This window comes from Solwaraspora sp. WMMB335, assembly GCF_049179075.1.
Lineage (GTDB): Bacteria > Actinomycetota > Actinomycetes > Mycobacteriales > Micromonosporaceae > Micromonospora_E.
In genome coordinates this window covers 225511-250273 of sequence record NZ_JBMHMF010000001.1, presented here as the reverse complement: position 1 = coordinate 250273, position 24763 = coordinate 225511, and the positions used below count along the sequence as shown (strand labels likewise).

General features: G+C 70.6%; 29 protein-coding genes and 1 riboswitch. Of the genes, 14 read left to right on the top strand and 15 right to left on the bottom strand.

Features of this window, described 5'->3' with window-relative positions:
* Window positions 1-9: 9 nt before the first annotated feature.
* Window positions 10-109, bottom strand: a riboswitch (glycine riboswitch).
* Window positions 110-221: 112 nt separating this feature from the next.
* Window positions 222-776 (top strand): GAF domain-containing protein, encoded by a 555-nt coding sequence (locus ACN27F_RS01070; RefSeq protein WP_421430664.1) that lies wholly within the window; start codon window positions 222-224, stop codon window positions 774-776.
* Between the two features lie 42 nt (window positions 777-818).
* Here the strand turns inward: ACN27F_RS01070 and ACN27F_RS01065 are convergent, their stop codons facing one another.
* The 10 genes from ACN27F_RS01065 to ACN27F_RS01020 all read right to left on the bottom strand — a co-directional run bounded on the left by ACN27F_RS01065 (window position 819) and on the right by ACN27F_RS01020 (window position 7324).
* Window positions 819-1400, bottom strand: a complete 582-nt coding sequence (locus ACN27F_RS01065; protein ID WP_421430663.1) for a MerR family transcriptional regulator — start codon at window positions 1398-1400, stop codon at window positions 819-821.
* 172 nt (window positions 1401-1572) lie between these two features.
* Window positions 1573-2037 carry a bifunctional nuclease family protein gene (locus ACN27F_RS01060; RefSeq protein WP_278120177.1) on the bottom strand — a complete coding sequence of 155 codons (465 nt, stop codon included), beginning with the start codon at window positions 2035-2037 and terminating at the stop codon, window positions 1573-1575.
* Window positions 2038-2127: 90 nt separating this feature from the next.
* Window positions 2128-2823 (bottom strand): MerR family transcriptional regulator, encoded by a 696-nt coding sequence (locus tag ACN27F_RS01055; RefSeq protein ID WP_421439882.1) that lies wholly within the window; start codon window positions 2821-2823, stop codon window positions 2128-2130.
* 125 nt (window positions 2824-2948) lie between these two features.
* Window positions 2949-3401, bottom strand: coding sequence for an oxoglutarate dehydrogenase inhibitor Odhl (gene odhI, locus ACN27F_RS01050; RefSeq protein WP_123601610.1), 453 nt, complete (start codon window positions 3399-3401; stop codon window positions 2949-2951).
* Window positions 3402-3618: 217 nt separating this feature from the next.
* Entirely contained in the window at window positions 3619-4002 is a 384-nt protein-coding gene (gene gcvH / locus ACN27F_RS01045) for a glycine cleavage system protein GcvH (RefSeq protein ID WP_421430662.1), read from the bottom strand.
* Between the two features lie 80 nt (window positions 4003-4082).
* The gene (locus tag ACN27F_RS01040) at window positions 4083-4937 is read right to left on the bottom strand and encodes a DUF881 domain-containing protein (protein ID WP_421430661.1); all 855 of its coding nucleotides are present in this window, start codon (window positions 4935-4937) and stop codon (window positions 4083-4085) included.
* An 11-nt stretch (window positions 4938-4948) separates the two neighbouring features.
* Window positions 4949-5281, bottom strand: a complete 333-nt coding sequence (locus tag ACN27F_RS01035; protein WP_421430660.1) for a small basic family protein — start codon at window positions 5279-5281, stop codon at window positions 4949-4951.
* The gene (locus tag ACN27F_RS01030; RefSeq protein WP_421430659.1) at window positions 5278-6183 is read right to left on the bottom strand and encodes a DUF881 domain-containing protein; all 906 of its coding nucleotides are present in this window, start codon (window positions 6181-6183) and stop codon (window positions 5278-5280) included. The genes ACN27F_RS01035 and ACN27F_RS01030 overlap by 4 nt, the downstream gene beginning before the upstream one ends.
* Window positions 6180-6806, bottom strand: coding sequence for a CDP-alcohol phosphatidyltransferase family protein (locus ACN27F_RS01025; RefSeq protein WP_421430658.1), 627 nt, complete (start codon window positions 6804-6806; stop codon window positions 6180-6182). The genes ACN27F_RS01030 and ACN27F_RS01025 overlap by 4 nt, the downstream gene beginning before the upstream one ends.
* Before the next feature lie 122 nt (window positions 6807-6928).
* Window positions 6929-7324, bottom strand: coding sequence for a hypothetical protein (locus tag ACN27F_RS01020; protein WP_421430657.1), 396 nt, complete (start codon window positions 7322-7324; stop codon window positions 6929-6931).
* Window positions 7325-7432: 108 nt separating this feature from the next.
* Between ACN27F_RS01020 and ACN27F_RS01015 the strand changes: the two genes are divergently transcribed.
* The 4 genes from ACN27F_RS01015 to ACN27F_RS01000 all read left to right on the top strand — a co-directional run bounded on the left by ACN27F_RS01015 (window position 7433) and on the right by ACN27F_RS01000 (window position 11532).
* Complete coding sequence (locus ACN27F_RS01015) at window positions 7433-8002, top strand: hypothetical protein (protein ID WP_421430656.1); 570 nt, start codon at window positions 7433-7435, stop codon at window positions 8000-8002.
* Window positions 8003-8213: 211 nt separating this feature from the next.
* Window positions 8214-9422 carry a cytochrome P450 gene (locus ACN27F_RS01010; protein WP_421430655.1) on the top strand — a complete coding sequence of 403 codons (1209 nt, stop codon included), beginning with the start codon at window positions 8214-8216 and terminating at the stop codon, window positions 9420-9422.
* Entirely contained in the window at window positions 9419-9655 is a 237-nt protein-coding gene (locus ACN27F_RS01005; protein ID WP_421430654.1) for a ferredoxin, read from the top strand. Before ACN27F_RS01010 ends, ACN27F_RS01005 begins: the two co-directional genes overlap by 4 nt.
* A gap of 239 nt (window positions 9656-9894) precedes the next feature.
* Window positions 9895-11532, top strand: a complete 1638-nt coding sequence (locus ACN27F_RS01000) for a copper resistance CopC/CopD family protein (RefSeq protein ID WP_421439881.1) — start codon at window positions 9895-9897, stop codon at window positions 11530-11532.
* A 4-nt stretch (window positions 11533-11536) separates the two neighbouring features.
* On the opposite strand, the gene ACN27F_RS00995 is transcribed toward ACN27F_RS01000, so the two are convergent.
* Both ACN27F_RS00995 and ACN27F_RS00990 read right to left on the bottom strand, forming a co-directional pair.
* Complete coding sequence (locus ACN27F_RS00995; RefSeq protein WP_421430653.1) at window positions 11537-12388, bottom strand: DUF1775 domain-containing protein; 852 nt, start codon at window positions 12386-12388, stop codon at window positions 11537-11539.
* Window positions 12389-12503: 115 nt separating this feature from the next.
* Window positions 12504-12986 carry an MSMEG_6728 family protein gene (locus tag ACN27F_RS00990; protein ID WP_421430652.1) on the bottom strand — a complete coding sequence of 161 codons (483 nt, stop codon included), beginning with the start codon at window positions 12984-12986 and terminating at the stop codon, window positions 12504-12506.
* A gap of 293 nt (window positions 12987-13279) precedes the next feature.
* Between ACN27F_RS00990 and ACN27F_RS00985 the strand changes: the two genes are divergently transcribed.
* The 3 genes from ACN27F_RS00985 (at window position 13280) to ACN27F_RS00975 (ending at window position 14768) form a co-directional block, all read left to right on the top strand.
* On the top strand, window positions 13280-13888 hold the full coding sequence (locus tag ACN27F_RS00985; RefSeq protein WP_421430651.1) for a DUF4142 domain-containing protein: 609 nt from the start codon (window positions 13280-13282) through the stop codon (window positions 13886-13888).
* A 146-nt stretch (window positions 13889-14034) separates the two neighbouring features.
* Window positions 14035-14217 (top strand): hypothetical protein, encoded by a 183-nt coding sequence (locus tag ACN27F_RS00980; protein ID WP_421430650.1) that lies wholly within the window; start codon window positions 14035-14037, stop codon window positions 14215-14217.
* 203 nt (window positions 14218-14420) lie between these two features.
* The gene (locus ACN27F_RS00975) at window positions 14421-14768 is read left to right on the top strand and encodes an STAS domain-containing protein (RefSeq protein ID WP_421430649.1); all 348 of its coding nucleotides are present in this window, start codon (window positions 14421-14423) and stop codon (window positions 14766-14768) included.
* Between the two features lie 81 nt (window positions 14769-14849).
* Here the strand turns inward: ACN27F_RS00975 and ACN27F_RS00970 are convergent, their stop codons facing one another.
* Window positions 14850-15446: a hypothetical protein gene (locus tag ACN27F_RS00970; RefSeq protein ID WP_421430648.1), complete on the bottom strand. Its 597-nt coding sequence runs from the start codon at window positions 15444-15446 to the stop codon at window positions 14850-14852.
* Window positions 15447-15722: 276 nt separating this feature from the next.
* Between ACN27F_RS00970 and ACN27F_RS00965 the strand changes: the two genes are divergently transcribed.
* Genes ACN27F_RS00965 through ACN27F_RS00955 form a run of 3 tightly spaced genes read left to right on the top strand, consistent with a single transcriptional unit; the run spans window position 15723 to window position 20545 of the window.
* Entirely contained in the window at window positions 15723-17507 is a 1785-nt protein-coding gene (locus tag ACN27F_RS00965) for an N-acetylglutaminylglutamine amidotransferase (RefSeq protein ID WP_421430647.1), read from the top strand.
* Window positions 17500-19332: an N-acetylglutaminylglutamine synthetase gene (gene ngg, locus ACN27F_RS00960; RefSeq protein ID WP_421430646.1), complete on the top strand. Its 1833-nt coding sequence runs from the start codon at window positions 17500-17502 to the stop codon at window positions 19330-19332. The genes ACN27F_RS00965 and ngg overlap by 8 nt, the downstream gene beginning before the upstream one ends.
* 22 nt (window positions 19333-19354) lie before the next feature.
* Window positions 19355-20545 carry an osmoprotectant NAGGN system M42 family peptidase gene (locus tag ACN27F_RS00955; RefSeq protein WP_421430645.1) on the top strand — a complete coding sequence of 397 codons (1191 nt, stop codon included), beginning with the start codon at window positions 19355-19357 and terminating at the stop codon, window positions 20543-20545.
* 25 nt (window positions 20546-20570) lie between these two features.
* Here ACN27F_RS00955 and ACN27F_RS00950 read toward each other — a convergent pair whose 3' ends face one another.
* The gene (locus tag ACN27F_RS00950) at window positions 20571-21329 is read right to left on the bottom strand and encodes an enoyl-CoA hydratase (protein WP_421430644.1); all 759 of its coding nucleotides are present in this window, start codon (window positions 21327-21329) and stop codon (window positions 20571-20573) included.
* A gap of 140 nt (window positions 21330-21469) precedes the next feature.
* Here ACN27F_RS00950 and ACN27F_RS00945 point away from each other — a divergent pair, with 140 nt between their 5' ends.
* Both ACN27F_RS00945 and ACN27F_RS00940 read left to right on the top strand, forming a co-directional pair.
* The gene (locus tag ACN27F_RS00945; protein ID WP_421430643.1) at window positions 21470-22555 is read left to right on the top strand and encodes an S-(hydroxymethyl)mycothiol dehydrogenase; all 1086 of its coding nucleotides are present in this window, start codon (window positions 21470-21472) and stop codon (window positions 22553-22555) included.
* Complete coding sequence (locus ACN27F_RS00940) at window positions 22555-23184, top strand: MBL fold metallo-hydrolase (RefSeq protein ID WP_421430642.1); 630 nt, start codon at window positions 22555-22557, stop codon at window positions 23182-23184. The genes ACN27F_RS00945 and ACN27F_RS00940 overlap by 1 nt, the downstream gene beginning before the upstream one ends.
* Window positions 23185-23235: 51 nt before the next feature.
* On the opposite strand, the gene ACN27F_RS00935 is transcribed toward ACN27F_RS00940, so the two are convergent.
* Complete coding sequence (locus ACN27F_RS00935; RefSeq protein WP_421430641.1) at window positions 23236-23823, bottom strand: sigma-70 family RNA polymerase sigma factor; 588 nt, start codon at window positions 23821-23823, stop codon at window positions 23236-23238.
* Between the two features lie 137 nt (window positions 23824-23960).
* Between ACN27F_RS00935 and ACN27F_RS00930 the strand changes: the two genes are divergently transcribed.
* Window positions 23961-24722, top strand: a complete 762-nt coding sequence (locus tag ACN27F_RS00930) for a zf-HC2 domain-containing protein (protein ID WP_421430640.1) — start codon at window positions 23961-23963, stop codon at window positions 24720-24722.
* Window positions 24723-24763 lie beyond the last annotated feature (41 nt).

The following is a 24763-nucleotide window of genomic DNA, read 5'->3' as shown; positions in this document are numbered from 1 at the left end:
CCAGAGTCGCCTACCCGGGTGGTCCTTCTGCCTGAGAGGTTCCGGGGAGGGTTTGCCCCTTCGGCGCCGTCGGCCACCATCAGCCGACGATCTCTCCCACACGGGTACACGGCACGTCCCACGCTACCGGCCACGACCGCCACCCGTGCCGGTGATGTAGATCACCGGCACCGGTATGCTTGCGCCCGACCCGAACCCGCACCGACACCGGAGTCCACCGCTTGCTGCCCGGCGACTACCCCTACCTCGACGACGCCCGTGCCTCCCGCGTCCGTGACGACACCGGCGACGACCCCGCACGTGTCGCCGCAGTACGCCGCTACCGGATCGTCGACCGCCCGCACGCCGAGGAACACCAGCGGATCGCCTACCTCGCCGCGGTGCTGTTCGACACCCCGATCGCCACGATCAGCCTCGTCGAGGCCGACCGGGTGTGGCTGGCCGCCTGCCACGGCCTGCCCGGCGTCACCGAACTCAGCAAGGATCCCGGCCTGTGCGCCTCGGTGATCCGGGCCGACGACGTGTACGTGGTCACCGACGCCGCCACCGATCCCCGCACCACCACGCACCCGCTGGTCCGCGGTGACCTGAGGCTGCGGTTCTTCGCCGCCGCACCGATCCGCACCTGGGACGGATTCCGGCTCGGCACCGTCAACGCCATCGACCGTCGGCCACGCCGCCCGGGAACGAAACAGCTACGCGCCCTGCAGCACCTCGCCGAGGTCGTCGCCGACGACCTCGAACTACGGCTCATCGCGTTGCGTTCCACCGGCTGACGCCCGCGGCGCAGCGACGCGGCGCCCCCTGCCGGGGGCGTGTCAGCCGGCGCGTCGGCGCGCCCGCCGCGCCGCCAACTCGTCACCGTCGACCACCGTCGCCGGTGCCACCGGCTCGGTGACCGCCGGCTCCGCCGGCAACTGCGACAACGAACCCTGGATCTCCTTGAACGCGCCGCCGATCGCGATGCCGAACACCCCCTGGCCACCCTGCAGCAGGTCCACGACCTCCTCCGGCGAACGGCACTCGTACACCGACGTCCCGTCCGAGATCAACGTGATCCCCGCGAGATCCGCCACCCCGCGCGAGCGCAGCGTCTCGATCGCCTTACGGATGTTCTGCAACGACACCCCGGCGTCGAGCAGCCGCTTGACCACCTTCAACACCACCAGGTCCCGGAACGAATAGAGCCGCTGCGAACCCGAACCCGCCGCGTCACGCACACTCGGCACCACCAGCGCCGTACGCGCCCAGTAGTCCAACTGCCGGTAACTGATCCCCACCGCGTGACAGGCACTCACCCCGCGGTAGCCGACCAGGTCGTCATCACCACCGGGGACCAGCGCCTGGCCACCGGACACATGGTCGGACGATCCCGGATCGGGCTCTCGCTGTGCGGGCATACGGCAACCTCCCCGTCAGTGCGGCCCACACCCCGGGACGGAACATGAGCCCATCGACACGGCTACCCTAACCCCGGTCGGGAGTCGCACCAGCACACCCGCACCGCGACACGCCGCACGCGGCCCACCACACCACGCGTACACCACCGACCACACCGACGCGACACCGGTCTCAGCCGGCGAAATCCTCCGGCCGCACCTGGTCCAGGAACTCCCGGAACTTCTCGACCTCGTCCTCCTGCTCGTCCGGGATGACGATGCCCGCCTCCGACAGCACCTGCTCGGCACAACGAATCGGAGCACCGACCCGCAACGCCAACGCGATCGAATCACTCGGCCGCGCCGACACCCGGACACTGTCACCGATGAGCAGATCCGCGTAGAACACGTTGTCCTTCAACTCGGTGATCTCCACCGCCCGCAACGGCGCCCGCAACGCCGCCAGAATGTCCCGCAGCAGGTCATGCGTCAACGGCCGCGCCGGCTTGACCCCCTGCTGCTCGTACGCGATCGCCGTCGCCTCCACCGCACCGATCCAGATCGGCAGGTACCGGTCCCCGTCGACCTCCCGCAGCAGCACGATCGGCTGGTTGGTGGGCAACTCCACCCGAACCCCGACCACGCTCAGCTCACGCACCGCCGCCTCCGTGTCGTCGTCGTCAATCCCGCTCCCGGCCCTCCCTGCACGGTACACGGGCCACCGCGCAACCGTCCGGTCCCGCGCACCTCACCGACCGAGCGTGCCACGCAACCCCGCCCGCACCAGCGCCGCGTGCAACCGCTGCGACAACCCGATCAGCTCCCGCGCCGTCTCCGTCGCCCGATCCCGCGCCGCCGGATCGTTCTGCCGCGCCAACGGCGCCACCAACTGGGCGAACAGACCGACCTCCCGATCCGCCGCCGCCCGCACCGCCCGCAGGTGACGCACCTCCAGCCCGTGCCGCAGCAACCCGGCCACCGCCGACGCCACCACCAGCCCGTCCATGTCGTACCAGCCCGGAGCGATCGGCACTACCAGACCCAGTCGCTCCACCTCGGTCAACGTGCCCGCGTCCAAGCCGCTGCGCGACACCAGGTCCGCCCGGCTCAACCTGGTCTGCGGCACCTCGGCCCCAGCCCGCCCCGGCACCTGACCCGACGGCCCCACCGCCACCAGCGTCGGCCGCCCACGGCCATGCCCCGCAGCCGCCTGCGCGTCCCGATCCGCCAACTGCTCACGGATCACCCGCAACGGCAGATACTGGTCCCGCTGCGCGGTCAACACGAACCGCAGCCGGGCGACATCGTCCCAACTGTACTTACGGTAACCAGACGGCGTACGCTGCGGCTCCACCAGCCCTTCGGCCTCAAGGAACCGCAACTTCGAAATGGTCGTGTCCGGAAACTCCGGGCGCAGCTGGGCCAACACCTCGCCGATGCTCATCAACGGGGAAGCGGCCACCTCGTCTGCGGCCGCCGCCTGCTCACTCACCACGACACCCCCGGCTCACCCGCCGGCGTCAGCCACTCACCGCGCACGAAGCCACCTCCGCCCGCGCACCCCGCACGTCAACCGCGGCCGGCCTCCTCGTCCGGTCGCGGACCAGCGATGAAGACCAGCCGGAACTTGCCGATCTGCACCTCATCGCCGTTGCTCAGGGTCGCCGCCTCCACCCGCTCACGATTGACATAGGTGCCGTTCAGGCTACCCACATCGCGCACCGTGAAGGTACCGCCGTCACGGTGGAACTCCGCATGCCGCCGCGACACCGTCACATCATCCAGAAAGATGTCGCTGTCCGGATGCCGGCCGCTCGTCGTCACGTCATGGTCGAGCAAGAACCGGGCCCCCGCATTAGGACCCCGCCGTACGACCAGCAACGCCATCCCCGGCGGCAACGAACCAGACATCCGGCTCGGCACCACATCGGCGTCCGGCCCCTCCAGCACTTCGTCGAGCGAACCGAGATTCAACGTCGACGTGACGTCGAGCGGGGGGAACTCGTCGTCTGGGCGCGTCATGGACCACCTCACGGATCTGTTCGGTCGGCGTCGGGTGTATCGGGTCGGCCCACCAACCGCAAACGGTCGGCAGACACAGGCTCCCCGTGCCAGGACGGCATATTCCGCAACGCTCAACTGTTGTTGGCTTCTCGGTCGACTGGGCGAGCCTAGCCAGCGCCGAAAACAAGGGTCAACGAGACTCGCGGGCACACGATACCTCGCGGCCGGCGCCGCCTCAGCTTTCGGTGAGCTCCCGGTACGCCGCCGCGTCGAGCAACCCCGCCACCGCCTGCGGATCTCCCGGCGTGACCTGCAACAGCCAGCCAGCACCGTACGGATCGGAATTGACCGTCTCCGGCGCCTCGGACAACACCTCGTTACGGGCCACCACCGTGCCGCTCACCGGCGCGTAGATCTCCGACACGCTCTTCGTCGACTCGATCTCACCGCACGGATCACCCGCCGACACCTCGGCGCCGACCTGCGGCAGATCCACGAACACGATGTCACCCAACGCGTCCTGGGCGAAATGGGTGATACCCACCCGGACAGGGCCGTCAGCCTCGTCCCACGCCACCCACTCATGCTCCGCGGTATACCGCAGATCCTCTGGAATCACGGCCGGTCCTTCGGTCCTTGACACCACACCACTGACAACAACCACCCGGACCCACGACCGGCCCGGGCGCCGACATCCGATCAGGAGACCGGACGCGCATGACGCAACACCAGAGGATCGCTCAGCGCCGACACGTCGACCACATCACGTTCCTCGACGATCACCGTACCGCCGTCACCCGACACCGACGCCACCACCCCACCCGGAATGTTCAACGCCGTCCGCATCGTCGACGGATCCCCGATCGCCAGAACCTCGTACGGACCCGCCAACCGCTGCCCATCGACCTCGACGACCCCGTCGACGTCCAGGAAATAGCTGCTCGCCACGATCCGCACCGCCCGCCCGTCCCCACCACTGATCTGCATCGCCTCCGCGCCCGCACCACGCAACTCCTGCACGGCGTCGAGCAACGCCGCCGCCCGGACCGGCTCCCTGCCCGAAACGAACCGCACCCGCAGCCCGGGTCCCTGCACCGGCAGACTGCCCCCCAGCACCCCGAGCTCGTCCGCCCGCCGCGACGCCTCCGCCAACGCCGCCTCCCGGCCCTGCGCCCCAGAGGTCAACTGCCGCTGACTCTCCTCCAACACGGCGATGTCCTGCCGTAACCGCTCCTCCCGCGCCTCCAGGTCCGACAGGATCCGCACCAGATCCTCCTGACGAGCCGCGGTCAACGTCGGATCAGCCGCATTGTTACGGACCTGCACCACCAGCGTGAACCCCAACACCACCAGCAACCCCAGGATGATCAGCCCGGCCGGTGAAATCAGCGACCCCCGACGGCCCGGTCGCCTCGGCGACTGCGCCGTCGGCCCACCATCACCATCAGCGGCAGTGGCAGCGACGCCCGCCGGGTCGCCCGCCGAACGGGCAGACCCGCCCGAACCGGCGACCGCATCCGGCCACCCGGTACCCGTCTGTCTGCGCAGCACCATGATCTGCCGCCCTACGCCCGGAACAGATGCCGGCGGATCGCCGCGACGTTGCCGAAGATCCGCACCCCGAGCACCACCACCACACCCGTGGAAAGCTGCCCGCCGACCCCCAACTGATCACCCAGGTACACGATCAGCCCCGCGACCAGCACATTCGAAATGAAGGAAATCACAAACTGCTTGTCGTCGAAGATCCCGTCCAACTTCGCCCGCACCCCGCCGAAAACCGCGTCCAACGCGGCGACCACCGCGATCGGCAGATACGGCTGCAACACCGCCGGCACCACCGGATCGAAGTACACCCCCAACAGCATCCCGGCGAGCAGCGCCAGCACGGCGATCATCGAGTGCCTCCCGAAACGCTCCCAGACGGACCAGCCGAAGTCGGCGACGCCGACAACGCCCGGGCGTACCGCAGCTGCGGCTCCGCCGCCGCCGGCAACAACAGATCATCGGCCGAACGGACCTCGAAGGACAAGCCGTGCTCGGCCGACACCAGCCGCAACAGGGCAGCCGCCTGGCTGGCCTCGAAATCCCCAGCCAACTGCGGCGGCCCGATCGCCGACACCTCGTACGGCCCCGCCACCGGCCGAAAATCCACCAGGATCGCGCTACCGGCGGCCCGGATCGTCGACGTCGCCGTCAGCCGCTGACCGTTGATCGACACCGCCTCCGCGCCGGAGGCCCACAACGCGTTCGCCACGTCCTGCAGGTCCCTGTCCAGCACCCGGCCCAGCTCGTCGGCCGTACCTTCACCGGTGACCGGGTCGACCGGCTCCGGTGCGTCGGTCAGCCGTACCACGACGCCATCACCCCGGACCCGAGCCAGACCCGCCGCCGCCTCAAGATCACGCAACCCGGCCGCCTGCTGCCCGTCCAACGCGGCATCGCGCTGGCGCGTCACCTCGTCACGCAACTCGTCCACCCGGCGCTGCAAGTCGTCGGTCTCCGCCTGACGCTGCGTCACCTGGGCCACCAGCCCGGCGCGCGCCTGCGACCGGCTCGGCTGGTCGGCCACCGTCTTCTGGTAGGCCAGCACCAACAGGAAGCCGACCGCCGCCATCGAAACCGCCGTCGCCGCCCGCGGCACCACCAGCCGCCAGCCCCGACGCGGGCCGCGTGCGGCCCGCCGAGCCGCCGCGTCGGCATATCCCGGATCCAGCGGCTCCCGGAACAAGGCGGTAAGCAGGTCGGGTGCGTAGGCGACACGACGTGGCTCGGACCCGGTCCGGTCCGCCTCGCTCATACCCGCTCCGTCCTCGCCCCGGACAACCGCACCAACGCGGCGGTCTGCCACACGTACAGCAACCCGGCGATCCAGTACAGGACAACGCCCCACCAGGCCAAGCCCCAGCCGACCGCCGCCGCCACCGTAGCCGGCGCATCGGAACCGAGCACGGCGGACAACAGCAACACCGGAAATGCGGCCAACAAGATGAAAGTGGCCGTCTTGCCTACATAGTGCACCTGCGGTGGCCCGTAGCCAAACCGCCGCAGCACCAGCAGACACCCGCCGAGCAACACCTCACGGCCCAGTAGCACCACCGTGAACTGCCACGGAGTCACCTCACGCACGGTGAACGCCACCAGCGTCGCCAGGATGTACAGCCGGTCGACGAACGGGTCCAACAACTCCCCGAGCCGCGACACCTGGCGTATGCGACGTGCCACGAAACCATCGACCCAGTCGGTGGTGCCACCGATCGCCAGGATCAGGACCGCGACCGCGTCAGCCCGACGTGCCAAAAAAAGGTACAAAAAAAGCGGAACGCCAAGCAGCCGGACGAAACTAATCAAATTAGGGACAGTCGCCACCCGGTTGGCCGCATCGCTCTGCGCCGACACGGTCTGCGCAGACGGACGCGACACCGGCACTCCCTCTCCCCCGTCCAGTCCGACTGCCCGCCGACCGTCCAGTCCAACCGCGGCGGGCAGCCCGGCGGTCCGCACAACCGGTCCGCCACCTGGCGAGCGCCACTATAACGCGACTGTCATGGCCCGCCCGACGACTCACCGGCGCCACCGTCGCCCGCCACCACGCGCCGACGCATGAACGACTGCCAATAGCCGACCATCCGCTCCACCCCCTCCATCGACCCCACCAAGTCCGCCAACCACCGTGCCTGCTCCGGATTCCACCATCCGTCACCGACGATCCAGCCCTGCGCGCCCAACCCGTTGAGCACCTCCAACCGACGACCGGCCAGCACCGCGCAGCGATGACCGGCCCCGTCGGCGACCACCGTGACCGTGGGGCCGGCCGGCGGCGGCCGCGAGGCCTCGGCCGGACCGACCGTCTGCACGAAATACAGATAGCCGTACTCCCACCGCTCCCCCGCCGACGGTTCGGTGCCGGCCGCCGGTAGATCCGGCTGTTGCACGTTCATCGGTCGCGGCTACCCGGGACCAGTACCGGCCAAACCGCACCCGACGCGTCGACACAACCCCTGCGACCTGGGACCCCTTGCCACGAAACTTCAGTCGATCATGCTTGGATGGGGGCCATGCCGGCCCACCCCGATCCAGCCGCCCGGCCCGAGCGAGTCACCAGCACACCCGCGGACCCCGCCCGTCGCGCGACGCGGACCCGCTGGTCGCCGGTCGCCGACCTCAGCCCGTTGGCCCGTGCGCTGCTCAGCGACGACCTCGGCGGGCGCGACGTCGTGCCCCGACACGTCGCCGCACGGGTCACCGCCGAGGCCGAGCAGTGGGCCGGCGAGGGCTTCACGGAGCAGACCGTCCGGCCCTGGCGAGACCTGCCACCCGCGGCCGCCGGCTACCTCGCCCGGAACCAGGTCGATCCCCGGGTGCTCGATCTGCCCATCGACATCGTCGCCGGCACCCCCGCCGTCCCGCTACGAATCGCCATCGTCACCGGACGGCTGCCCGCTGAGCGCGCATACCAGCTGCTGGTGCTGACAGGCGAGCACACCCCACCCGGTAGCACTACGAGCAGTACGGCACCCGGTTCCCGACCGGACCGCGACACCCCACCGCGTCCGGTCACTCCGGTGCTTTTCTCACACGCCAACGTCGAGGATCTGTCCCGGTCCGACCAGGCGTAGAGCGCTGGTGTTCCTTTTTTTCTGGTGGGTTGTGTGCGTGTGGTGACTGGTGTCACTTCTTGTAGAGCATCCTAGGAAGATGGGATTCATCCGGACCGGCGGAGGGGTGCATCTGATCGACTGGCATCTCTAGAATCCACAACGGGGCATCGCTCTACGTGTCCGAAGAACATCTCTCGGTAAGAGAGCTCCGTCCGGAGGTGAAACACAGGTGACACACCCCCGTCCGGGTCAGGTACGGGCCTACCCATTCGCCGCGCCCGACCGGCTCCACCTCGATCCGACCTACCGGCGGCTGCAAGCCGAAGAACCACTGGTCCGGGTGTCGCTGCCCTACGGCGAGCCGGCCTGGCTGGCCACCCGCCACGCCGACGTACGGTTCGTGCTCGGCGATCCGCGGTTCTCCCGCGCCGCCGGTGTCGGCCGCGACGAACCACGAATCACCCCCCGTCAGATCGAGGGCGGCATCCTGTCGATGGACCCGCCCGATCACACCCGGCTGCGGCGACTGGTCGCCAAGGCGTTCACCGCACGACGGGTCGAACATCTGCGCCCCCGCACCCGGCAGTTCGCCGACGAGTTGCTCACCGACATGATCGACAAAGGTCCACCTGCGGATCTGGTGAGCCAGTTCGCCACCCCGCTGCCGGTACGGGTCATCTGCGAACTCCTCGGCGTACCGTTCGTCGACCGGGACCGGTTCCACGTCTGGTCCGAGGCGATCGTGTCGACCACGTCGCTTCCTCCCGACCAGATCCAGAACTACCTCGACAACCTGCGCGGATACATCGCCGGACTCGTCGCGCAGCGGCGGGCCCGGCCCACCGACGACCTGCTCGGCGCGATGGTCCGGGCCCGCGACGAAGACCAGGACCGACTCAGTGAAACCGAGCTGGTCCAGCTCGCCGCAGGTCTACTGGCCGCCGGACACGAGACCACCGTCACCCAGTTGCCCAACCTCGTCTACGTGCTGCTCACCCACCCGGAGCAGCTCGCCATCCTGCGGGCCCGACCGCAGCTGGTACCGACGGCGGTCGAGGAACTCATGCGCTTCATCCCGCTCGGCGTCGGCTCCTCGTTCGCCCGCTACGCCACCGAAGACACGCACGTCGGTGAGGTCCTGGTCCGAGCCGGTGAGCCGGTGATCGGATCGCTGTCGGCGGCCAACCGCGACCCGGACGTCTTCGCGAACCCGGACGACCTCGACCTCACCCGCCAGGACAACCCGCACCTCGGCTTCGGCCACGGTGTGCACCACTGTCTCGGTGCGCAACTCGCCCGGATGGAACTGCAGGTGGCCCTCGACGCGATACTGCACCACCTGCCCCGGCTGCAGTTCGCCGTGCCCGAGTCACAGCTGCGGTGGAAAAGCGGGATGATCGTCCGGGGACTACGTGAGATGCCGGTGGTGTGGGGATGACCAGCAGCGGCGAACAGATTTGGTCGGTGAGCGTCGACGAGCAGCAGTGCGTGGGGTCGGGCCTGTGCGCCGGGATCGCCCCGCACCGCTTCACCCTGGTCGACGGTCTGGCGCGGCCGACGACCAGGAGCATCCGAGCCGACGAGACCGTCATCGACGCGGCGGAGTCCTGCCCGATGGAGGCGATCGTGGTCCACGACGGCAACGGCACCCTGCTGGCCCCGCAGGCCTGACCCCGCACGCCGGCCACCGGCGACTTGCCCCATCGCCCGCTGTCGACGACGATCCTTGCCGTCGACGCGTACCTTCCGGCGATCCGCGGTGACCTCCCCCGGTAACGCAGGTCCGCGTCACCAACCGCAGCACCGACAAGACGGATGGTGATGGCCCCCTCGTGATGAACCATTCGCCGCACCGCGCCGAACTACCAGAGGTGGGAGGCACTGCACCAGAACACCGGCGACGGCATCGGCTGGCCCGCTACGGCGTCGCCGTACTCGCCGGCCTGCTCGTCGGCACGTCCGCGGCGCTGGTCGGGCCGGCCGAGCCGGCCGCCGCGCACGCGGTCCTGATCACCGCCGATCCGGCCCCCGGCGCGGTGCTGGGCAACGCACCCGACCAGGTGGTCCTGACCTTCAGCGAGCCGGTACGGCTGGTCAGCGGCCGGTCCCACGTCCTCGCTCCGAACGGCAAACGGATCACCGACGGGCAGCCGCAGGTCAGTGGTAACACGGTGACCATCCCGATCCGCCCGGCCGACCGACCGCTCGGCACCTACCTGGTCAGCTACCGGGTCATCTCCGCGGACAGCCACCCGGTGGGTGCCGGCTACACCTACTCGGTCGGAGCGCCGTCGGCGACCGCGCCACAGGTGGACCCGGACGGACAGCAGCTTGCGGTCACCGTCGCGGTCGCCGTCGCGAAGTACCTCGGCTACGTCGGTGTGGTGCTCGCGGTCGGCCCGGCGCTGCTGCTCGCCTGGCTCTGGCCACCCCGACTGCCCCGCCGCCCGGCGCTGCGGCTGCTGCGGGCCGGGCTGGCGACGGTCGCGGCGGCAACGGTGGGTGCGCTGTGGGTGCAGGCTCCGTACACCACCGGTAGCGGATTGTTCGACGTGTCCCCCACCGACCTGGCCGTGGTGGTCGGCAGCGGCTACGGGCTGGCCATGCTCGCCCGGCTGGTGCTCCTGGCCGCCGTCACGGTTCTGATCACACCAGCGGTGACCGGCACCGGTGGGGTGCGCCGCGGCATCGCGCTGGTCGTGCTGACGCTGGCCGCGCTGGTGACCTGGCCGATGACCGGGCACGCGGTCGCGGCGCCGGTGCCGCCGGTCAGCATCGCCGCGGACACCGTGCACATCGCCGCAGTGGCCGTGTGGATCGGCGGGCTGGTCACTCTCGGCGGGGTGTTGCTGCGCCGCGCCCATCCTCGGGTCCTCGCCCGGATCCTCCCGGTCTGGTCGCGCTGGGCGGTCGTGGCGGTGTGCTGGTTGCTGCTGGCCGGCACCGTTCAGGCGGTGCTCGAGACCGGCAGCCTCACCGCGCTGGTCACCACCCGCTACGGGCGGCTGATCCTGACGAAGGTCGCCCTCGTCGCCGGTCTGCTGGTCGTCGCCGGCTTCGCCCGCCGGCTGATCAGCAGACCCGACCCGGCGCTGCCGCGGCGGCTGTCGGCACTGGTCGGGGTCGAAGTCGCCGTCGCCACGGTCGCCCTCGGGATCAGCGCCGTGCTCGTGCAGACCACTCCGGCGCGGACCGCGGTCGTACAGGCGCAGGCCCTCGGGCAGGACAGCTTCGCGCAGACGCTGACCAGCTCGCTCTACACGTTGCAGTTCGACATCTACCCGGTGCAACTCGGCGAGTACAACACGGTGCACGCCTACGTCTACACGCCGGAAGGAGCGCCGCTGGAGGTTGTCGAGTGGACGCTGACGACCTCGCTGCCGGCACAGGGCGTCGAACCGGTCAGCGTGCCGTTGGCCGGTATCGAGCCCAACCATGCCCTCGGGTCGGTGGCGTTCCCGGTGCCTGGCGAGTGGCAGCTGCGGTTCACCCTGCGCGTCTCCGACATCGATCAGGCCACCGTGGTCACGACGGTGACCGTGGACTGAGACCTCAGTCCTCGGTCAGCCGCCACCGGCCCTCGTCACCGCCGGCGCCGGCGGTGACGAGGGCCGCCTCGTCCGGGGTGCCGGCCGAGGCGGCCGGGTCGGCGGTGGCCTGCTCCTGGGACGAGGCGCGGGGCGTGCGTCGCGCCCGGCTGCGCCACCAGACGACGGCCGCGCCGACCAGCGCCCCGCCGGCGAGACCAGCCAGTAACAGACCGAGGTCGGTCCCGGCGCCGTCGGCTGCGGCCACCGGCACCGGGGCGCTCACCTGGCCACCGGCCGGCGGTGCGACGCCGCCGTGTGCGCCATGCCCGGCGACGGCGGCCGGGTCCGCCGCCAGCAACGTCAGTACCGGGCCTGGGCGGCCCCCGGGGCCGCCCCAGCGGACCTGCGTGCCGTCGGAGTACGTCTGGGTCACCGTGAACTCGACCTGGTCGGCGTCGGGCAGCGGGCCGATCGACACGACCAGCTCGACCGGCTCCGGGCGGGCCGGCGCGTCGGTGACCCGAAGCCACACGATGCTCTCGGTCACCTCGGTCATCAGCCCACCGTGCAGTCCGCGCAGCGGTTCGTCGAGCGTGTAGTTGGTGGTCCGGGGTGCCCAGTCGTCCACCGACATCGGATAGACCTCGGCGATCGGCAGATCGGCGGGCAGGTCGAGGCGGACCTGCGAGGTGTACGCGCCCGGCCGTTCCTCCGGCACCCGCAACACGATTTGAATGCCGGCCCCCCGTGGCGCCGCCGTCGGCTCCAGACCCAGGTCGGCCAGTGCCGGGGACGCCGCCAGCGCTCCCGTGACCACCGAGGCGAGCAGCACCGCGCCGATCCGGACGGCTCCCGCGCGTAGACCCCTGACCATCAGTCTTTGCCCTCCCGTGCGACGACGGCTGTCACCGCCGAACCTGATTCACCAACATGTGGTTCGGCGGGCAGGGGCCGAACGGTTCAATCTGATCAGAAATTCGTCCAACCGGCTAGGCCGGGCCGATCGGTGGCGGGTGCGGCGCGGGCCGCGGCCACACGTACGGCATGACCGGCAGGTCGCCGAAGAGCGGGCGGTAGAAGTCGGGCTGTTTGTGCAGCAACGCGCTGCGGTGGCTCAGGTGCAGGTCCGGCTGCCCGAGCCAGTCCGGCAGCGCCCGAGCGAGGGCGAGCTGGTCCTGCTCCCGGACCTGGTCGATGCCCCGGGCGGCGGCCAGGTCCCGACGTAGCGACGCGGCGACGGTGTCGGCCCGGCCGGACCGGGTCCACTGTAGGCAGATCACCAGACCGTACCGGACCAACGCCTCTTCGTAGCCACGCCACATCCGTACCGCCGGGTGGTGGCGCCAGCCGTAGCCGGCGACGGTCAAGCCGCGGAGCACCTGCAACGCCTCGACCCGTTGTTTGCCGAGCCGCCGGGCGTCGAGCACGGCGGCGCAGGCGCCGAAGTCCGGGTACGGCAGGAACGTCTGCACGTCGCAGGCTCCGGTCGAGGCCCGGCGCCGGCTCAGCGTGGGTCGGGCGGCGCGGGCTGCGGGACGTTCGCCATGGTGTCCTCCCTCTGCTGGTGCCGGCACCCGGCATGGTCGGCGAGTTCGCCACGGAAGCGGCCACACCGACTACCCGGCTCGCCGCCGGCCATGCCCGGCCGCCGACGGCGGCGGCATGGTTCACCCGCCACCGGTGGGTCGGTCATCCCGACCGCCCGGCATGCGTGGGCCGGCGAGGGGTACCTCGGTGCCCCGACGAGCCAAGCGAAGGGAACGACATGAAGAGGTCCGCACTCACCCGGCTGGGCATGCTGGCCGGTCTCACCACGATCGCGTTGCTGCCGGCCACCGCGCACGCCGCGGCACCCTCCGAGCAGGACACCCAGTACCTGCGCACGATCCATCAGGTGAATCTGGCGGCCGTTGAGATCGGCCAGTCGGCTCAGGGCAAACAGGACGTCGACCAGGGGGTACGGGATCTGGGCGGGGAAATGGTCTCCAACCACACCCAACTGGATGAAGAGGTCACCAGGGTCGCGGGTGAGGTGAACGTGAGCCTGCCGGACGCGCCGGACCAGGAGCAGCAGGACCTCGTCGACCGGCTGAACGGGCTCGACGGCGGCGAGTTCGACACGGCGTTCGTCGAGAGCCAACTGATGGGCTACGCGCAGGTGATCGAGGTCAACAACGCGGAAATCGCCCAGGGTACCGACGAACAGGTGGTCGACCTCGCGCAGGAGGCCGACCCGGTGCTCAACGACCTGTACACCTCGTTGCAGCAGCTGGCTGCCTCGCTCGGCCTGCCCACCTCGCCCAGCCCGGGGGTTAGCCCGACGCTTCCGGCTCCCACCGTGAGTCCGTCGACGCCGCTGCCGGCGCAGAGCTGACATCCGGCGCAGAGCTGACATCCGACCCCGGTGCCGGATGAGGGCCTGGTGGACACCGTGCTCGGTCGGCGTCCACCGGGCGGGCCGGGTGCCGGACGACGGCAGCGACGACAACGCGGGAGCGACGATGAGGAACGGAGGACGTCATGGCAGCCGGGGGAACCGACGACGAGGGCGGCGGTGGAGACACCGTGGGCGGACCGGACGACAACGTCACCTCGGGTGAGGACGATGCCGTCGGTGTCGAGCCGGCGACGGATCAGGTCGACGAGGTCGACGGCGCCGGCACTGCCGATGCCGCCGTGACGGAGCCGACCGAACCGTGGTGACCGGGAGGTGCCGGTAGTACCGACTTGACTACGCACCGTTCGGTGACGGCGTTCCCGCACAGTCCGAAATGGGGGTGGCACTTCCGGTGGGCATACCGTAACGTGACGGCTCACATACTGCCCACCTAGGGCGGAGATAGATCCGCGCAAATGCTCTTCAGGCCCTCCCCCAGTGCCCGTCGCCGTCCAACCGGAGGTACGACGTGGATTTCGTCATCACCAAGAGCTACCAAGGATCCACCGTACGGCTCGGCCTGCGCGGTGAGCTCGATCTCGCCACCGCCGGCGAGGTCCGTGACGCGGTCACCGCGATCCTCGCCCGCTCCACACCGGCCCGGATCGTGCTCGATCTCAAGCTGGTCACGTTCATCGACTCCACCGGAATCGGTAGTCTGGTCGCCTGTCACCAGGCCGCCACGGTCAGCGGCAGCCGGCTCGACCTGGAAAACCTCAGTGCCTTCGCCCGCCGCCAGCTGTGGGCCACCGGGCTGCTCGGACTGTTCGGATTTCCCGCCACGTACGCCGAGGACGGTCACCGGATCGCCCAGTGACCGCGCCCTTTCCCGGTCTGGACCCTGCCGCCGGAGCCGTCGGCAGGGCGGCCGCCGGACGAAAGACGGCGGCCGGCACCGTCACAGCGCCTGGCCCAGTTGGTGCCGGCGCCGCGACTGGTGGCTGGACCAGCGGGGCTCCACCACTTTCAGGTAGCCGGCGGTGAGCGGTCCAGGGTGGTAGGTGGTCGCCGCGAACCCCCACTGGGCGGCCAGGCTCTCCGCGCGGCGCAACAGGTTGTCGACGTCGTGCAGGGTGAAGCGCAACCGCCGGACCGCCGTGCCGACCACCGCCCGACGCACCGGTACCGCCTTGTTGGTCTCGACGTCGGCCACGGTCACCGGCTCGCCGAATTCGTACTGGACGATCCGGGTGACTTCGTCGACGGTCACCGGCTCACGTCCGGCGACGGTCAGCCGCGCCGCGGCGTCGGCGAAACACCGCAGTTCCGTGAGCCGGAAATCGCTACGGGCGAGTTGCTCGCAGACAGTGACGAAGGCCCCCTCGACCACACCGAACGACGCGACCGGGTCGAGACCGCCGCCACGACGCTCCAGATGCCGGGTGAGCCAACGGTGACCGAGCACCGACGCCCGTAGGTGGTAGCCCTCAAGCGTGGACAGCAACGCCGTGCCCTCCCGGTCGAAGCCCACCCGGGAACCGGACGGGAGCCCCACGTCGGACAGTGGCGACTATCCACCATCCGTTCCTCCAAACCAACCCAAACGTTACCTTGTCTCCGACGTCCGGCGCAGCACCGGCCGTCCTCGGGCCGGGCAACAGGCTGATCGGTCGATCAGGACTCTGGCGTTCTGGCGCGCGCCAGCGTACGAGATCCACCGCACGGCCGGATGTCGGATTCCGCACTGCGGGCACACCGGCACCAGCCCGTCGCCGCGGTACGACCGCGCTCAACTGGGCGAAGCCGGCCCGGTCTGGCAGGATGGGTACGCATGTGCGGACTTGCGGGAGAGCTGCGCCGTGACGGTTCCCGTGCCGACGTCGGCACGGTGGAGCGGATGGCTGCCACGATGAGTGACCGGGGACCCGACGACGGCGGCTCCTGGTCACACGGCAGCATCGCCTTCGGCCACCGGAGACTGAAGATCATCGACCTGTCGGCGGCCAGCAACCAGCCGATCGTCGACTCCACCACCGGCCTGACCGGCGTGTTCAACGGCTGTATCTACAACTACCGTCAGTTACGCGAACAGTTGCAGGCCCGCGGCCACCGGTTCTTCTCCTCCGGCGACAGCGAAGTCGTCGTCAAGGCCTACGCCGAGTGGGGCGTCGACTTCGTCGACCACCTCGCCGGAATGTTCGCCGTGGCCATCGCCGAACGCGACACCGGACGACTGGTGCTGGCCCGCGACCGGCTCGGCATCAAGCCGCTGTACGTGAGCGAGCAGCCCGGTCTGGTGCGTTTCGCCAGCACCCTGCCGGCACTGCTCGCCGGTGGCGACGTCGACACCGGCATCGACCGGGTGGCGCTCGCCCACTACCTGAGCTTCCACAGCGTCGTTCCGCCGCCGCGGACCATCCTGGCCGGCGTGCGCAAGCTGCCGCCGGCGACCGTACGGGTCTACCGGCCCGACGGCCGTGTCGATGAGCACCGCTACTGGAACCCGCCGTTCGCCCGTGACCCCCAGCGGGCCCGGTGGTCGCACCGCGACTGGCAGGACGCCCTGCTGGAATCGCTGACCACCGCGGTCCAACGGCGGATGGTCGCCGACGTGCCGGTGGGGGTGTTGCTCTCCGGCGGGCTCGACTCCAGCCTCGTCGTGGCGCTGCTGGCCGAGCAGGGCCAGCGCGGCCTGGCCACCTTCTCCATCGGCTTCGACGCGGTCGGCGGCCGGGAAGGCGACGAGTTCGTCTACTCCGACCTGGTCGCCCAACGGTTCGACACCGACCATCACCAGATCCGGGTCGCCGCCCAGGACCTGGTGCCGCCGTTGGAAGCCGCCGTCGCCGCCATGAGCGAGCCGATGGTCAGCCACGACTGCGTGGCGTTCTACCTGCTCAGTCAGGTCGTCGCCGAGCATCTCAAGGTGGTGCAGTCCGGTCAGGGCGCCGATGAGATCCTCGGCGGATACCACTGGTATCCGCCGTTGGCCGCGGTCGGCCGCGACCGGGCGCTGGACACGTACGCCGCCGCCTTCTTCGACCGGGACGCCGCAGGCCTGGCCGAGGTGCTCGATCCCGCGCACCTGGCCGACGGGGACCCGGCCCGCGAGTTCGTCGCCGCCCACCTGGCGCGCTCCGGTGCCGAGCAGGCGGTCGACGTTGGACTGCGCATCGACACCACGGTGATGCTGGTCGACGACCCGGTCAAGCGGGTCGACAACATGACCATGGCGCACGGTCTTGAGGCCCGGGTCCCCTTCCTCGACCATGAATTCGTGGAACTCGCCGCCACCTGTCCGCCCGAGCTCAAGCTCGCCCAGGGCGGCAAGGGCGTACTCAAGGAGATCGGCCGCCGGGTGCTGCCGTGGGAGGTCATCGACCGGCCGAAAGGCTACTTCCCGGTGCCCGGACTGACCCACCTCGAAGGCAAGTTGCTCGACCGGGTCCGCGACGCGCTGTACGCCCCGCAGGCCCGCCGCCGTGGCCTGTTTCGCGACGAATACGTCGCCGCCCTGCTGCGGGACCCGAACGCCGAACTGACCCCGCTGCGCGGCAACAAATTGTGGCAACTCGGACTGCTGGAGATGTGGCTGCAGAGTCATGGCATTGACTGACGACCCGAGCGTCCCCCGTCCCGACACAACCTCGGCGCCGCCGCCCCGGCGAGAGCGAATCGGGCCCGGCGGCGACCCGGTCGTCCCCGGCGGTGTTCCACCGTCCGAGCAGCCCGAACCGCGCGAGCCGGACAACGCCGACGTGGTCCTGGAATGCGGCTGGGGCCGGCTGGTGTTCGGGCAGACCTTCGCCCATCCGTCCGACGTCGCCGACGTGCTGCGCTCGGAAGCGGCCGGCTCCCGGGACATCTGCATCTACCTGCCCGACCCGCACGTGCTGGTGTCCCGGCTGCCCGACGAGTTGTTCATCGACCCGTCGCTGACCTTCCGGCTCGACCTGACGAAGGTCGAAGCGCCCCAGGAGCCGGAGCCCGGGCTGCGGATCCGGCCGTTACGTGACGAAGCCGACGCCGACGCGGTCAACCGCATCTACGCGCACAACGGGATGGTCACCGCCCCGGTGGACATCCTGGTGGCCAACGCCGCCACCGACCGGTTCGTGCACCTGGTCGCCGAGTCGGTCACCGGTCAGGTCGTCGGCACCATCACCGGCGTCGACCACGTCGCCGTCTTCGACGACCCGGAACACGGGTCGAGCCTGTGGTGCCTGACGGTGGATCCGCTGCAGGCCCCGCCCGGCACCGGTCAGGCTCTGCTCCTCGAACTCGCCGGCCGGTTCGCCGACCGTGGGCGGGTATTCATCGACCTGTCCGTGCTGGCCGACAACGAGGGTGCGATCCGGCTCTACGAACGACTCGGCTTCGAACGCACCCCCACCCTGTGCGTCAAACGCAAGAACCCGATCAACGAGCGACTCTTTTTGGCCAGCATGCCCGACGGCTACGACGAGCTGAACCCGTACGCGCAGATCGTGGCCGACGAGGCGATGCGCCGGGGCATCCGGGTCGAGGTCATCGACGCTTCCTGGGGCGAGCTGCGGCTGACCAACGGGGCACGGACCGTCGTCACCCGTGAGTCCCTGTCCGAGCTGACCTCGGCGGTGGCGATGAGCCGCTGCGACGACAAGCGGGTCACCCGCCGGGTGCTCATCGACGCCGGGCTACGGGTGCCGCAGGGACGTACCGCCACCGGCGACGACGCCGACGAAGCGTTCCTCGCCGACGTCGGCGAGGTCGTCGTCAAGCCGGCCCGCGGCGAGCAGGGCACCGGCATCACCGTCGGGGTGAGTGACCCGGCCGCGCTGCGCGACGCGGTCGCCGTGGCCCGCCACCACTGTCCCGAGGTGCTCATCGAGCAGCGTCATCACGGAGCGGACCTGCGGGTGCTCGTCATCGACCACGAGGTCGTGGCCGCGGCGGTCCGCCGGCCGGCCGCGGTCACCGGCGACGGCGCACACACCGTGATCGAGCTGATCCGGCGGCAGAGCCGGCGGCGGTCCGCCGCCACCGGCGGCGAGTCGAAGATCCCGATCGACGACGTCACCCGGGAGATCGTCGCCGAATCCGGGTACGCGATGGACGACGTGCTGCCGACCGGGGAACTGCTCACCGTCCGGCGCACCGCCAACCTGCACACCGGCGGGACCATCCACGACGTGACCGACCGGCTGCACCCCGAACTGGCCGAGGCGTGCGTGGCGGCCAGTCGCGCGCTGGCCATCCCGGTGACCGGACTCGACCTGCTGGTGTCCGCTCCTGATCAGCCCGAGCACGTCTTCATCGAGGCCAACGAACGGCCCGGACTGGCCAACCACGAACCGCAGCCGACCGCGGAACGCTTCATCGACCTGCTGTTTCCGGGCACCAGCGCGCAGCAGCGCCGGTGGACCCCGCCCGGTCCCGGCGGGGCGAACGCAACGCCGTGACCGGCGGTAGTACGGTCTTCGCATGCTGGCCGACCCGAACGCTCCCGCCCCACTGAAACTCGACCTGGACTACCTGCAGCAGGTGCTGCTGGAACTGCTGGACATCCCGAGTCCGTCGGGCCGTACAGACCACGTCCAGCAGTACGTCGGGGAGCGGTTGTCCGCGCTCGGTATGCCGTTCACGGTCACCCGGCGGGGCGCGCTCAGTGCGGTGCTGTGCGGTCCCCGCACCACCGGAGCCGACCGGGCGATCGTCGTGCACACCGACACGATCGGCGGGATGGTCAAGCGGCTCAAGGAGAACGGGCGGCTGGAACTGAAGCCGATCGGCACGCACAGCGCCCGGTTCGCCGAAGGCGCCCACGTACGGATCTTCACCGACACGCTGGACCGGGTGATCACCGGCCAGGTACTGCCGCTCAAGGCCAGCGGGCACCGGTACAACGAGGACGTCGACCACCAGGGCGTCGGCTGGGAACAGGTCGAGGTCCGGGTCGACGAGCCGGTCGCCGACATCGCCGGGCTGCGCGCGCTCGGCATCGACGCCGGGGACTTCGCGGCGATCCTGCCGACCCCGATCGTCACCCCGAGCGGGTACGTCAAGTCGCGTCACCTGGACGACAAGGCCGGGGTGGCGGCGGTGCTCACCGCGTGCAAGGCGATGGTCGACGCCGGTCTGCAGCCACCGGTCACCGCGCACCTGCTGATCACCTGCACCGAAGAGGTCGGACACGGCGCCAGCCACGGCCTCGACCCCGACGTCGCCGAGATCGTCTCGGTGGACGCCGCGGTCGTCGCGCCCGGGCAGCAGTCCCGGGAGACCGCCGCCACCGTCGCGATGGGCGACGGGGTCGGCCCGTTCGACTACCACCTGACCCGCAAGCTCGCCGGGCTGGCCGCCGACCACGGCCTGGATGTGGTTCGTGACGTCTTCGACTACTACCGCTCGGACGTGGCCGCCGCGGTGGAGGCCGGCGCACATGCCCGGGTCGCGCTGCTCGGCTTCGGCGTGGACGCCACCCACGGCCACGAACGCACCCACCTCGACGGGCTGCGGCACCTCGCCCAGCTGATCTGCCTCTACCTGCAGAGCGATCTGGTGTTTCCCGAGTGGGACGCCGAACCCGACGGCGACCTGGCCGACTTCCCGTCCCTGGCGGTCCAGCCGGCGCAGGAGTCCGGACCGCAGGAGGGTCCGATCGGGGTGAGCTGACGCCGCCCGCAGGCCGGTACGGCGCTCAGCGACGGCGACCGGACAGCAACGTGGCCAGCACCGCCGGGTCACTCGCCGACGCGGCCTGCGCCCACGCCTCGTACTGCACCGAGGCCGCCAGCCCGGCGGAGCCGGCGATGCGCACGCTCTGCTTGACGTGCCGTACCAGGTGCGGATCGAGATCGGCGTAGCGGCCGGCCGCGGCGAGTGCCGCGGCCAGTGGGTCGGCCACCACGTCGAGCACCAGGCCCAGGGCGTGGGCCTCGGCGGCGTCCAGCATCGCCCCGTCCAGCAGGATCTGCATGGCCCGCTGCGGCCCGAGCGCGTCGACCAGAAAGTAGGTGCAACCACCGCCGGGATGCAGGCCGATGCGGGTGAAGGTGGCGCCGAAGCGGGCACCCGGACCGGCGTAACGCAGATCGCAGCACATCGCCAGGTTCAGGCCGGCACCGACCGCCGGACCCTGCACCGCCGCGACGGTCAGCAGGTCCAGCTCCCGCACCGCCAGGAAACTGCGGTAGATGTCCTCCAGATCCCGGCGGGTCTGGCTGACCGGGCGCGGCGGACCGCCGAAGATCTCGTCGAGGTGTGCGCCGGCGCAGAAGGCACTGCCCGCGCCCGTGACGACCAGCACCCGCGCCTGCGTGTCGGCCGCCAGCGCGGCCACCGCGGCCGTGAGTTCCCGCTTCATCACCGTACCGATGGCGTTGCGCCGATCGGGGTCGTCGAGGACCAGCAGTCGTACCCCTGGATGGTCGGCGGTCTCGATCCGGACGGTCCGCATGGCTCGTTCCTCCCTTGTCCGCGACCGCACGACGGCTTCGTGCCCGGACCGGGTTCGTGGCGGGCGGCCGGGCGGTAGGTTCGAGCCACTGTAACGACACCGTTTCGGCGGGGTCAGGACGAGGTATCCAGGAGGCCGTGATGAGCCAGCACGTACGTGGAGTCGTCGCACGCGCCGCCGGTGCTCCCGTCGAGGTGACCTCGATCGTCGTGCCGGATCCCGGGACCGGCGAGGCGGTGGTGCGGGTACAGGCCTGCGGGGTGTGCCACACCGACCTGCACTACCGGCAGGGCGGGATCAGCGACGACTACCCGTTCCTGCTCGGCCACGAGGCGGCCGGCGTCGTCGAACAGGTCGGTGACGGGGTCAGCGACCTGGCCGCCGGCGACTTCGTGGTGCTCAACTGGCGGGCGGTCTGCGGCACCTGCCGGGCCTGCAACCGTGGCCGCCCGTGGTACTGCTTCGCCACCCACAACGCCGCGCGCAAGATGACCCTCGCCGACGGCACCGAACTCTCGCCGGCCCTGGGCATCGGCGCGTTCGTCGAGAAGACGCTGGTCCATGCCGGTCAGTGCACCAAGGTCGACCCGGCCGCCCGGCCCGCCGCCGCCGGACTGCTCGGCTGTGGCGTGATGGCCGGGCTCGGCGCGGCGATGAACACCGGCGGAGTCGGCCGGGGCGACTCCGTCGCCGTGATCGGCTGCGGCGGCGTCGGTGACGGCGCGATCGCCGGCGCCGCCCTCGCCGGCGCCACCACGATCATCGCCGTCGACACCGACGGACGCAAACTCGACTGGGCGAAGAGGTTCGGCGCCACCCACACCGTGAACGCCGGCACCGTCGACGTGGTCGAGACGATCCGGGAACTCACCGGCGGTTTCGGTGCCGACGTGGTCATCGACGCGGTCGGCCGCCCCGAAACCTGGCGGCAGGCCTTCTACGCCCGCGACCTGGCCGGCACCGTCGTGCTGGTCGGGGTGCCGACGCCCGAGATGCGCGTCGAGGTGCCGCTGTTGGACGTGTTCGGCCGCGGCGGCGCGCTCAAGTCCAGCTGGTACGGCGACTGCCTACCGGCGCGTGACTTCCCGATGCTCGTCGAGTTGTACCTGCAGGGCCGGCTGGATCTCGACGCGTTCGTCACCGAGGAGATCGCGCTCGACCAGGTCGAGGAGGCGTTCACCCGGATGCACCACGGTGACGTGCTGCGCTCGGTGGTGATGTTCTGATGGGTGCCCGGATCGACCACACCGTCACCTCCGGGACGTTCTCCCTCGACGGGCAGACGTTCGACGTCGACAACAACGTGTGGGTGATCGGCGACGACAGCGAGTGCGTGGTGATCGACGCGCCACACGACGTCGACGCGATCCGCACCGTCATCGGCGACCGCGTCGTCCGGGCGGTGATCGCCACCCACGCTCACGACGATCATGTACGGACGGCGCCGGCACTCGCGGCGGCGACCGGCGCACCGGTGCTGCTGCACCCGGCGGACCGGGTGCTGTGGGACCTGGTGCATCCACGTGTGCCACCCGACGGCCCGCTGACCCACGGACAACAGATCGACGTCGCCGGCACCCGGCTCCAGGTGCTGCACACCCCGGGTCACAGCCCCGGTGCCTGCAGCCTGTACGCCCCGGACCTCGGCGCCGTCTTCACCGGTGACACGCTGTTCGCCGGCGGGCCGGGGGCGACCGGACGCTCGTACAGTGACTTCGGCGTGATCATCGACTCGATCCGCGACCACCTGCTGGTGCTGCCACCGGAAACCGTGGTGCACACCGGGCATGGCGACAGCACCACGATCGGCGCGGAGGCGCCGCACCTGGTGGACTGGGTCACCCGCGGTCATTGACCAGCTGGCCGGATCATCCGCTGACCGGTCGGTCTTCCCTGGTGCTGCCGGTCAGCTGATGGCCCGCAACCGACGGGTCGGGCCTTGATCGCGTTCGGTCATGGCAGCGATCAGATCCTCACGGGCTCGGGCGACACGCGACCGGATGGTGCCGACCGGGCAGTCGCACACCTCGGCGGCTTCGGCGTAGCTCAGCCCCAGCACCTGGGTGGTCACGAACGCCTCCCGGCGGTCGGTGGCCAGCCCGTGCAGCAGGTGCCGCAGCACCACCGCGTCGTCGAAACGTGAACCGGCGCCACCGGTCGCCGTCTCCGCCACCGCCTGCCAGTCTTCGAGATTGGCCACCCGCGGCCGCACCATCAGCGCCCGGATACTGTCCGCCGCGACGCGACGCGCGATGGCGAGCAGCCAGGTGCGGGCGGTGGACCGGCCGGCGAAACTGGGCAACGCCCGCATCGCCCGCAGATAGGTCTCCTGGGTGAGGTCCTCGGCTTCGGTCGCGTCGACCAGATGGGCCAGGAACCGCTGCACGTGTTGCTGGGTGGACCGGATGAAGGCAGTGGCGGCCGCCCGGTCACCGTCGCGGGCGGCCAACGCCCATCGGGTGATTTCGTCGTCGTCCGATCCGGTACGCGGCATGACTGAAAGGGTAGCGACTGCGACCCGGGACCGACAGCCCCGGCCGGCCATGCGGCTGCGCCCCAGCTCGCCGGCGCGGTTCCCGGCGAGCTGGGGCCGGTGGGAACCGTCCCGGCCCTCGGGCCGACTATTGACATGTGGGGTGCACCGACTTTCGCGAACTGCTGTCCGCCCAACTCGACGGAGAAGCCGCCGCTGACGAGATCGCGGTGGCCCACCAGCACCTGGCTGGATGCGTGGACTGCCGGGCCTGGCACGCCGCCGCCGCACGCCTGGACGCGCTGGCCGCCAGCGCTGGCCCGGAGCCGGCGGCGCGGCTGGACGAGTCCGTCCTCGACGCCCTCCCGACGCCCCGGCGGTTCACCGCCGCCGCGGCGACCCTCTGGCTACGCGGCACGCTGGGCGTACTCGGCGTCGTGCAGTTCCTGCTGGGCGCCACCCAGATCGGCGGCGTGTCCGAAGGGCACCTGCACGTGCCGGATCAGGTCGGCGGCACCGCGCCGAACCACCTGTGGCACGAATCCGCAGCCTGGAACGTCGCCATCGGTGCCGGGTTCGTCTGGATCGCCCTGCGTCGTACCCGCCCCAGCGGGATCCTGCCCACGCTGACCGCGTTCGTCACCGTGTTGGCGCTGCTGTCGGTCAACGACCTCATCGCTGGCCGGGTGGACTACTCCCGCCTGCTCAGCCACGGCTTCCTGGTCTTCGGATACGTGCTCCTGATCGCCCTGAGCCGACGTGGCACCGACCCGGACACACCCACCGGCGACCGGCAGCGTACCGGGTCGCGGTGGCGGGTCGAGCTCGACGAGGAGAACCCCGGCTCGACACCCCCGCCGCTGCGGGTGATCACCGGCGGCGCGGCGTCGATCCGACGACGCCACGACCGCGCCGCCTGAGCCGCACACCTCTCTTCCGTACTGATGCCGCACCGACCCGC

What these genes read in the sequence shown, in the direction of transcription:
- ACN27F_RS01065 (WP_421430663.1), bottom strand. Translation starts at nt 1,400, where the DNA reads ATGCCCGCACAGCGAGAGCCCGATCCGGGATCGTCCGACCATGTGTCC.
- ACN27F_RS01055 (WP_421439882.1), bottom strand. Translation starts at nt 2,823, where the DNA reads ATGAGCATCGGCGAGGTGTTGGCCCAGCTGCGCCCGGAGTTTCCGGAC.
- odhI (WP_123601610.1), bottom strand. Translation starts at nt 3,401, where the DNA reads ATGACGCGCCCAGACGACGAGTTCCCCCCGCTCGACGTCACGTCGACG.
- ACN27F_RS01040 (WP_421430661.1), bottom strand. Translation starts at nt 4,937, where the DNA reads ATGGTGCTGCGCAGACAGACGGGTACCGGGTGGCCGGATGCGGTCGCC.
- ACN27F_RS01035 (WP_421430660.1), bottom strand. Translation starts at nt 5,281, where the DNA reads ATGATCGCCGTGCTGGCGCTGCTCGCCGGGATGCTGTTGGGGGTGTAC.
- ACN27F_RS01030 (WP_421430659.1), bottom strand. Translation starts at nt 6,183, where the DNA reads ATGAGCGAGGCGGACCGGACCGGGTCCGAGCCACGTCGTGTCGCCTAC.
- ACN27F_RS01020 (WP_421430657.1), bottom strand. Translation starts at nt 7,324, where the DNA reads ATGAACGTGCAACAGCCGGATCTACCGGCGGCCGGCACCGAACCGTCG.
- ACN27F_RS01015 (WP_421430656.1), top strand. Translation starts at nt 7,433, where the DNA reads ATGGGGGCCATGCCGGCCCACCCCGATCCAGCCGCCCGGCCCGAGCGA.
- ACN27F_RS01005 (WP_421430654.1), top strand. Translation starts at nt 9,419, where the DNA reads ATGACCAGCAGCGGCGAACAGATTTGGTCGGTGAGCGTCGACGAGCAG.
- ACN27F_RS00995 (WP_421430653.1), bottom strand. Translation starts at nt 12,388, where the DNA reads ATGGTCAGGGGTCTACGCGCGGGAGCCGTCCGGATCGGCGCGGTGCTG.
- ACN27F_RS00985 (WP_421430651.1), top strand. Translation starts at nt 13,280, where the DNA reads ATGAAGAGGTCCGCACTCACCCGGCTGGGCATGCTGGCCGGTCTCACC.
- ACN27F_RS00980 (WP_421430650.1), top strand. Translation starts at nt 14,035, where the DNA reads ATGGCAGCCGGGGGAACCGACGACGAGGGCGGCGGTGGAGACACCGTG.
- ACN27F_RS00965 (WP_421430647.1), top strand. Translation starts at nt 15,723, where the DNA reads ATGTGCGGACTTGCGGGAGAGCTGCGCCGTGACGGTTCCCGTGCCGAC.
- ACN27F_RS00955 (WP_421430645.1), top strand. Translation starts at nt 19,355, where the DNA reads ATGCTGGCCGACCCGAACGCTCCCGCCCCACTGAAACTCGACCTGGAC.
- ACN27F_RS00950 (WP_421430644.1), bottom strand. Translation starts at nt 21,329, where the DNA reads ATGCGGACCGTCCGGATCGAGACCGCCGACCATCCAGGGGTACGACTG.
- ACN27F_RS00945 (WP_421430643.1), top strand. Translation starts at nt 21,470, where the DNA reads ATGAGCCAGCACGTACGTGGAGTCGTCGCACGCGCCGCCGGTGCTCCC.
- ACN27F_RS00940 (WP_421430642.1), top strand. Translation starts at nt 22,555, where the DNA reads ATGGGTGCCCGGATCGACCACACCGTCACCTCCGGGACGTTCTCCCTC.
- ACN27F_RS00935 (WP_421430641.1), bottom strand. Translation starts at nt 23,823, where the DNA reads ATGCCGCGTACCGGATCGGACGACGACGAAATCACCCGATGGGCGTTG.